The organism is Marinobacterium profundum (assembly GCF_001528745.1).
GTDB classification, from domain to species: Bacteria; Pseudomonadota; Gammaproteobacteria; order Pseudomonadales; family Balneatricaceae; genus Marinobacterium_A; species Marinobacterium_A profundum.
The window spans coordinates 1-7433 of record NZ_BCNS01000033.1 but is presented as its reverse complement, the minus strand read 5'-3'; the positions used below and the strand labels follow the sequence as shown (position 1 = coordinate 7433).

8 protein-coding genes are annotated in these 7433 nt (G+C 60.7%); 3 read left to right on the top strand and 5 right to left on the bottom strand.

All coding sequences use genetic code 11. The features are described 5' to 3' along the window. The first annotated feature begins 41 nt into the window (after positions 1-41). Positions 42-656, top strand: coding sequence for a GNAT family N-acetyltransferase (locus MPRO_RS02585; RefSeq protein ID WP_067286586.1), 615 nt, complete (start codon positions 42-44; stop codon positions 654-656). Continuing rightward, positions 653-1543 (top strand): carbon-nitrogen hydrolase family protein, encoded by an 891-nt coding sequence (locus tag MPRO_RS02580; RefSeq protein ID WP_067286583.1) that lies wholly within the window; start codon positions 653-655, stop codon positions 1541-1543. Before MPRO_RS02585 ends, MPRO_RS02580 begins: the two co-directional genes overlap by 4 nt. 3 nt (positions 1544-1546) lie before the next feature. On the opposite strand, the gene MPRO_RS02575 is transcribed toward MPRO_RS02580, so the two are convergent. From MPRO_RS02575 to MPRO_RS02565, 3 genes are read right to left on the bottom strand one after another with little or no spacing between them, the layout of a single operon-like run. Beyond that, entirely contained in the window at positions 1547-1876 is a 330-nt protein-coding gene (locus MPRO_RS02575; protein WP_067286581.1) for a DOPA 4,5-dioxygenase family protein, read from the bottom strand. After that, positions 1873-2277, bottom strand: a complete 405-nt coding sequence (locus MPRO_RS02570; RefSeq protein WP_067286579.1) for a hypothetical protein — start codon at positions 2275-2277, stop codon at positions 1873-1875. The genes MPRO_RS02575 and MPRO_RS02570 overlap by 4 nt, the downstream gene beginning before the upstream one ends. Before the next feature lie 19 nt (positions 2278-2296). Further along, positions 2297-3340: a phytanoyl-CoA dioxygenase family protein gene (locus tag MPRO_RS02565; RefSeq protein WP_067286578.1), complete on the bottom strand. Its 1044-nt coding sequence runs from the start codon at positions 3338-3340 to the stop codon at positions 2297-2299. A gap of 154 nt (positions 3341-3494) precedes the next feature. On the opposite strand from MPRO_RS02565, the gene MPRO_RS02560 reads away from it, so the two are divergent. Further along, the gene (locus tag MPRO_RS02560; RefSeq protein WP_067286575.1) at positions 3495-3731 is read left to right on the top strand and encodes a GlsB/YeaQ/YmgE family stress response membrane protein; all 237 of its coding nucleotides are present in this window, start codon (positions 3495-3497) and stop codon (positions 3729-3731) included. 197 nt (positions 3732-3928) lie between these two features. Here MPRO_RS02560 and clpB read toward each other — a convergent pair whose 3' ends face one another. After that, the gene (clpB, locus tag MPRO_RS02555; protein WP_067286569.1) at positions 3929-6499 is read right to left on the bottom strand and encodes an ATP-dependent chaperone ClpB; all 2571 of its coding nucleotides are present in this window, start codon (positions 6497-6499) and stop codon (positions 3929-3931) included. Positions 6500-6730: 231 nt separating this feature from the next. Next, positions 6731-7357, bottom strand: coding sequence for a M15 family metallopeptidase (locus MPRO_RS02545; RefSeq protein WP_067286567.1), 627 nt, complete (start codon positions 7355-7357; stop codon positions 6731-6733). Positions 7358-7433 lie beyond the last annotated feature (76 nt).

Genomic DNA, 7433 nt, shown 5'->3' with positions numbered 1-7433 from the left:
TATTGTCGGACAGCCTCCTATGGACAGAGGAGAAGGGTGACATGCAAAGCACATCGACGCAGGCTGGGCCTGTGCAGATCAAGGTCATTTGTGGGGCTGAAATAGGGCCCTATGTGGCAGATCTGGCGCGGCTGCGTATCAGCGTGTTTCGTGCCTTTCCGTACCTTTACGAGGGCAATCTGGATTACGAGCGCGACTATATCAGCCGTTATTCGGCGTCGCCTCGCAGCCTGTTTGTGCTGGCGCTGGATGGCGAGCGGGTGGTGGGTGTGGCTACAGGCGTGCCGCTGGCGGATGAGGCCGAGTCGTTTCGCCGCCCTTTTGAGGAAGCCGGGCACGCCATTGAGGATATTTTTTATTTTGGTGAGTCGGTACTGTTGCCGCAGTATCGCGGTCAGGGGCTGGGGGTACGTTTTTTTGCCGAACGTGAGCGCCACGCCAAGGCGCTGGGGCTAAGTGTCTGTGCCTTTTGCGCGGTGGAGCGCGACGAGGATCATCCGCGCCGCCCTGCGGACTATGTGCCGCTGATCGGGTTCTGGCACAAGCGGGGCTATAGCCACACACCACAGCTACGCACCCAGCTGAGCTGGAAAGATATAGGCGAGGACAGCGAGTCGCTCAAGCCATTGTCGTTCTGGCTGAGGACGCTGGCATGAGTCGCGTTACCCTTGCTGCGTGCCAATATGCCATCGAGTTGCTGCCGGACTGGGACAGCTACGAATCCCATCTGCGGGCGCTGGTGGCCGATGCGGTGGGCCAGGGCGCGCGCCTGCTGCTATTGCCTGAATATGCCGGCATGGCGCTGAGTGGGCAGTTGCCTGAGGCGGTGCGCACTGATCTGCAGGCGTCCATCGCGCAGCTGCAGCCGCTGATTCCGCGCTGGCTGGCGTTGTGTGAGTCCCTGGCCCGGGAGCACAGGATCTGGCTGTGTCCGGGGTCGGTGGCGGTGCTGGATGCCGATGGCATCTACCGTAACCGCTGCTGGCTGTTTGGCCCCGAAGGCCTGGCGGGGTATCAGGACAAGCTGATCATGACGCGTTTCGAGCGCGAGCAATGGCTGATTGGCGAAGGTTCCGGTCTGCGTGTGTTTGAAACAGATTTTGGTCGAGTCGGCATACTGATCTGCTACGACAACGAATTTCCGCTGCTGGGGCGCACGCTCACTGAGGCTGGCGTCGATCTGGTTCTGGCGCCGAGCTGCACCGATACCCGCGCAGGCTTTCACCGTGTGCGCATTGGCTGCCAGGCGCGGGCGCTGGAGGGGCAGATTGCGGTGCTGCAGGCGCCGACTGCGGGCCTGGCGCCCTGGTCGCCGGCGCTCGATATCAATACAGGCCGGGCGGCGCTCTATCTGCCGCCGGATTACGGCTTGCCGGACGATGGCGTGCTGGCCCAGAGCGTATCGGAAAACAGCGAGCAGTCGACCTGGCTGCTGTGTGAACTGGACTTTGCCGCCCTGCATGAGGTGCGCTTGCGGGGCCAGGTGATGACCCGGCGCGACTGGTCTGAGCAGCTGGACGGGCGCGCGGCCTTGTTGAATTAACCGTTACTGAAAAATGCTCAGATCCAGTGGCAGCATGGCGCCCATCCAGATGGCGTGGTCGGTATGATCTTTGAGATCGTCGTCCGTTACCAGGTGACAGAAAATGGTCAGGCCATTGCGGTGCTGGGCCAGCCAGGTGAGGGTGGTGCCGAAATTGTCGATACTGTCCGACAGCTGGCAGCTCCAGCGCGGATGGGGCCCAACCGGCTTGCAGTGTACGCGACCCACCCTTAGTCCCAGCGCCTCGCCGGCCTGCTGGCACAGTTCGGTCGCCTGCTGCTGCGTTTGGGCATCGAAGTAAACATGGGCATGGAAAGCCTTGGCTGGAGTCATGGGGTTTCCTTTAGCAGCCTATTGATGGCGCCGGCGGGATCCGGTGGCAGCTGTGCAGACAGCGTCAGTAGCGGAATATTCAGGCGGGCGATTTCATCCAGCATTGTAGCCTCGATAACAGGCTGGGCGTTGCCTTCTACCTGCACCAGGGCGCAGGCCTGGTGCTTTTGCAGCAGCGCCAGCAGCTCGCTCGGGTACTGCACCGATGCATCGCCAATGCGGGTGCGGTGGTTCCAGGGCTCGTCATCAATAAAGGCGTGAATCCGGTAGGCGCTTCCCTCATTGAATGCAGCGTGCCAGCGGTGGCAGCCGGTGTCGATACCCAGCATTATGAGCGCCTGGGGTTTGCGTTTGCAAAGCCGGTTCAGCAGGCTCTGCCAGCGGTGTTTGCTGGCACTCATATTAAATGCCTCGCGACTTTCAGGCGCATGGACCCGCAACTTCTGCGGTTATATGGTCGCGTTGTACGGCGCGCCAAGGGTTGCCTTTGCCGCCCAGCTGCTCTCTGAGGCTCAGGAACCACCAGAATAGCCGCACCTGACGTCCGCGCAGAAATGGCAAGGACCAAAGGTCGAGGCCGAGCCAGGGCAGGAAGGGGTTACGCCTGGCGTAGGCCCATATCTCAACTCGAACAGAGGGTTTCAGGCTTCGCCCGCGCGCATGGAATCCGGCAGTATCACCCACCACCAGGGTGTTGCCGGGCACGACCATCGGGCGGGCTTGCGGCAGGCCGAGCTCTGCGAGTTCTTGCGGGAGAATACGCATTGAGCCGCGGGCCGAGAGGCTGTTGTCACCCTGGCCCAGACTAAGGCTTTTACGCTGTTCCCAGGCCAGCCGGGCGGCGGTTGCCCTGTGGGAGCCGGGTACATAGGTGAAAGGGCCCTGGTCGGCCTCGACATTGTCCATGAAAAACCAGGCTTTCATCGTGGGGTGAAAGGCGTCCATATGCAGCGCGGTTTGTGGATCATCGGGTGCGTCGCTGATTTGGGTCAGGATTGCCTGGATGTAGTACACAGGTTCCATGCGATAGCTGCTGACGTAATGCATCAGGCCCTGCCAGCGGGGACTGCGCAGCAGGCGCGCCAGAGTTGGCATCGATTTTAGAGTCGATGGATCCAGCAGGACGCGGCGTGTGACCGCATTGCCTTGCGTCATCTCCCGCATGGGGCCGCTGTAGCCATAAACTTCCTGGCGCAGGGCCGCAAATTCTTCGTCGCCAAGCAGATTCTGCTTGAGGATAAAGCCGTTGGCGCAAAACTCGCTGTGTTCCTGTGGCAGCACAGCGCCGGCCAGGCGTGAGCGACGCCAGTCTGCCAGTTGGCAGGCCACCTTTTTGCGCCAGGCATGCAAGCCATACCGGTTCAGGGTCTCGCTGCCGAGGATGGGGTTGTCTTTGAATGATTTTGCAGAGGTGGCTATCTGAGCGAGCCAAATGGGTAGCTTCAGCCATCGCAATACGCGCATGGGGTTTCCCTTAAAGGCAAGGTGCCTGCAGTATGACGGTTATTCCCGACAGCACAGTATCGCGCCCAATTCTGAATGACAAGATTCGGGCGCGGTCGTGGATACGCCGGCTGTGTATACTGGGGCCTGATTCGATTTTAAAGGGAGTAGGCGCATGGGCATTCTGGTTTTTCTGCTGATTGGCGCTATCGCCGGCTGGCTGGCGGGCACCATCATGAAGGGGCGCAGCTTCGGGCTGGTCGGCAATATAGTGCTGGGTATAGTCGGCGCTGTAGTCGGCGGCCTGCTGTTTGATTTTCTGGGTGTGCGCAGCGGCGGCTTTGTGGGCTCCATCATCACCGCGACCCTGGGTGCGGTGATCCTGCTCTATGGGGCAAGGCTGCTGCGGTAAAAGATAGGGGCGAGGGAAAAGATAGGGGCTAGGTTCGAGGGGCTAGGGGCTAGGAAAAAGAGAGGTGCGAGAGGCGAGGAGCGAGGGAAAAGATGGAGCAAAAGCAGAAGCGGCCCTTCTTTTTGCTTGTCGCTTTAATCTAGCCCCTAGCCCCTAGCCCTTTAACCTCGCACCTCGCACCTCGCACCTCGCCGCGTTTAGCGGAAGCTGAATTCTCCGGCTTCCACGTCTACGGCGATTTCGTGGCCCGGCGGGTAGGCGCCGGCGAGGATGCTTTGGGCCAGCGGGTTTTCGATCCAGCGCTGGATGGCGCGTTTCAGCGGCCGAGCGCCGTAGATGGGTTCGAAACCGACTTCGACCAGCTTGTCCATCGCCGTGCTGGTGAGGCTTAGGGTCAGGTCGCGTTCGGCCAGGCGCTTGCGCAGTCGATCCAGCTGAACCTCGGCGATGCCGGCCACCTGTTCACGGCGCAGGCTGTGGAAAACCACTACTTCATCGATGCGGTTGATGACTTCGGGGCGAAAGTGCGCGCTGACCGACTCCATGACCGCGGCCTGCATCAGGCTGTAGTCGTCATCGTCGCTGAAGTTCTGGATCAGGTCTGAACCCAGGTTGGAGGTCATAACCACTATGGTATTGCGGAAATCCACCGTGCGACCCTGGCCGTCGGTGAGGCGGCCATCTTCCAGCACCTGCAGCAGAATGTTGAATACATCCGGGTGCGCCTTTTCGACCTCGTCGAGCAGCAGCACCGAGTAGGGTTTGCGGCGCACGGCTTCGGTCAGGTAGCCGCCTTCCTCGTAGCCGACGTAGCCTGGAGGTGCGCCTATCAGGCGCGCCACCGAGTGCTTTTCCATGAATTCGGACATATCGATGCGCACCATGGCGTCATCGGTGTCGAACAGGAAGTTGGCGAGGGTTTTGCAAAGTTCGGTTTTGCCGACGCCGGTGGGGCCCAGGAACAGAAAGCTGCCGTTGGGGCGGTTGGGGTCCGACAGACCTGCGCGGGAGCGGCGTACCGCATTGGCCACAGCGACCACAGCTTCATTCTGGCCGATAACGCGCTGGTGCAACGCCTCTTCCATGCGCAGCAGTTTTTCCCGCTCGCCTTCCAGCATCTTGCTGATAGGGATACCGGTCCAGCGGGACACCACTTCGGCGATTTCTTCCTCGGTCACCTTGTTGCGCAGCAGGGTGGTGGCTTTGGGCTCCTGCTGGTCGGCGGCGGCGAGCTGTTTTTCCAGCTCCGGAATCTGGCCGTACTGCAACTCGGACATGCGAGTCAGGTCGCCGGCACGCTTGGCCTGTTCCATTTCGACCCGGGCCTGATCCAGCTGCTCCTTGATATGCTGGGAGCCTTGCATAATGGCTTTTTCAGCCTTCCAGATATCTTCGAAGTCGGCGTATTCCCGCTCCAGCTTGTCGATGTTCTGTACCAGCTCCGTCAGCCGCTTGCGTGAGGCATCATCGGTTTCTTTCTTCAGCGCTTCACGCTCCATCTTCAGCTGGATGAGGCGTCGATCCAGCCGGTCCATGTCCTCGGGTTTGGAGTCCATTTCCATGCGGATGCGTGAGCCCGCTTCATCGATCAGGTCTATGGCCTTGTCGGGCAGCTGGCGATCGGTGATGTAACGCTGGCTCAGGCGTGCTGCGGCGATAATGGCCGAGTCGGTGATGTCGACACCGTGGTGAATTTCGTAGCGCTCTTTCAGGCCGCGCAGAATGGCGATGGTGTCTTCTTCGCTTGGCTCATCGACGATGATTTTCTGGAAACGGCGCTCAAGGGCGGCATCCTTCTCAACGTACTGACGGTATTCGTTCAGGGTGGTGGCACCCACGCAGTGCAGTTCACCGCGGGCGAGGGCGGGCTTGAGCATGTTGCCGGCATCCATGGCGCCTTCGCCCTTGCCGGCGCCGACCATGGTGTGCAGTTCATCGATAAACAGGATGATCTGGCCTTCCTGCTTGGCCAGTTCGTTCAGCAGTGCCTTGAGGCGCTCTTCGAACTCGCCGCGGAACTTGGCGCCGGCAATCAGGGCGCCCATATCCAGCGACAGCACGCGCTTGTGCTTCAGGCCTTCGGGCACCTCGCCATTGACGATGCGCTGGGCCAGGCCTTCGGCGATGGCGGTCTTGCCGACGCCGGGTTCGCCAATAAGTACGGGGTTGTTCTTGGTGCGGCGCTGCAGTACCTGAATGGTGCGGCGGATTTCCTCGTCGCGCCCGATGACCGGATCCAGCTTGCCGGACTCGGCCCGCTCGGTCAGATCGATGCAGTATTTGTCCAGCGCCTGGCGGGATTCCTCGGCATTGGGGTCCTGCACGCTTTCACCACCACGCATCTGATTGATCGCCTCTTCGAGTTTGGGTTTGCTGATACCGGCTTCGCGCAGCAGTTTGCCGGCGTCACCCTTGTCATCGAACATGGCCAGCAGTATCAGTTCGCTGGCGATGTACTGATCGCCGCGCTGCTGGGCCAGCTTGTCGGTGAGGTTGAACAGGCGCGCCATGTTCTGGGACAGGCGGATTTCGCCATCTGGACTCTGGACCTGGGGTAGCCGTTCCAGCGCTTCGCCGAGCTTCTTGGTCAGGGTCTGCAGATTGGCGCCGGCGCGGCTGAGCAGTGGCCGGATGGAGCCATCCGTCTGCTCGATAAAGGCCGCCAGCAAATGCAGCGGTTCCATCATGTTGTGGTCCCGGCCGACCGCAAGGGATTGGGCGTCGGACAGGGCTTCCTGCAGTTTGGAGGTAAATTTGTCGGGTCGCATGGAGCCTCCTGAGGTTGGAATCAACCAGTTATGGCTCAGTATATGGAGTCAAATCCACAGAACATCAAGGGGTAAGGGAAAAGCAGGGGGGAAGAGCAGGTTCGAGGGGCGAGGTACGAGGAGCGAGGGAAAAGCAGGGGCAAGGTTAAAGGGGCTAGGGGCTAGGGAAAAGCAGGGGGAAGGTAAGAGCAGGGGCGAGGGGCAAGGGGAAAGCAGCTGAAAGCTGCCGGTTTACCGGATTGGAATATCGAAGGTCGTATGGGGATAGGGTTCGTCGCGCAGGGTGAAGTGCCACCATTCATGATGGAAGGGTATAAAGCCTGCGCGGGTCATTAGTTGTTGCAGCAGCAGGCGGTTGGCGCGGGCCTGAAGTGGCAGGCGGTCGTAGTCGAGCCAGGACTCGGGGCCGAAAAAGTCGAAGATGGTGCCCATATCCAGCTCTGCGGTTCGATCATCGGCGCTATTCAACGACACTATGGTCAAGTCGACGGTGCTGCCGCGGCTGTGGCTGGAGCTTTTGCTCAGGTAGCCTTCACTAAACAGTTCGGCTTTTTCCAGGCTGGGATAGTAACGCGCCTTGAGTGCGGCCTCGCAGGGGCTGTCGCACCAGCGGATAAAGTGGTCCACCGCCCGCTGTGGCCGATACGCATCGAATATCTTCAGCCCCAGATCAAAGCGCGCCAGAGCGCGCTGTACGCCGACCAGTGCCAGCGCAGCGGGTTCGGTGAGCCAGGCCCTGGGGGCCTCGTAACCGTCTACAGGGGTGCCCATGAAGTTGTCGCTGGAGCAGTACTTCAGGTCCAGCACCAGGTCTGGCAGCTGATCGGTGAGGTCGACAAAGGGCTTGGCTGTGCTCACTGCGGGTTCCTTGTGCGGGTGTTGCTAGGAGGCTGTCCGACAATACTCAACCTACTGCGAGCCACCTGAGTTTGGC

Excerpts from the sequence above, each read along its gene's own strand:
- MPRO_RS02580 (WP_067286583.1), top strand. The coding sequence starts at position 653 with ATGAGTCGCGTTACCCTTGCTGCGTGCCAATATGCCATCGAGTTGCTG.
- MPRO_RS02575 (WP_067286581.1), bottom strand. The coding sequence starts at position 1,876 with ATGACTCCAGCCAAGGCTTTCCATGCCCATGTTTACTTCGATGCCCAA.
- MPRO_RS02570 (WP_067286579.1), bottom strand. The coding sequence starts at position 2,277 with ATGAGTGCCAGCAAACACCGCTGGCAGAGCCTGCTGAACCGGCTTTGC.
- MPRO_RS02560 (WP_067286575.1), top strand. The coding sequence starts at position 3,495 with ATGGGCATTCTGGTTTTTCTGCTGATTGGCGCTATCGCCGGCTGGCTG.
- MPRO_RS02585 (WP_067286586.1), top strand. The coding sequence starts at position 42 with ATGCAAAGCACATCGACGCAGGCTGGGCCTGTGCAGATCAAGGTCATT.
- MPRO_RS02565 (WP_067286578.1), bottom strand. The coding sequence starts at position 3,340 with ATGCGCGTATTGCGATGGCTGAAGCTACCCATTTGGCTCGCTCAGATA.
- clpB (WP_067286569.1), bottom strand. The coding sequence starts at position 6,499 with ATGCGACCCGACAAATTTACCTCCAAACTGCAGGAAGCCCTGTCCGAC.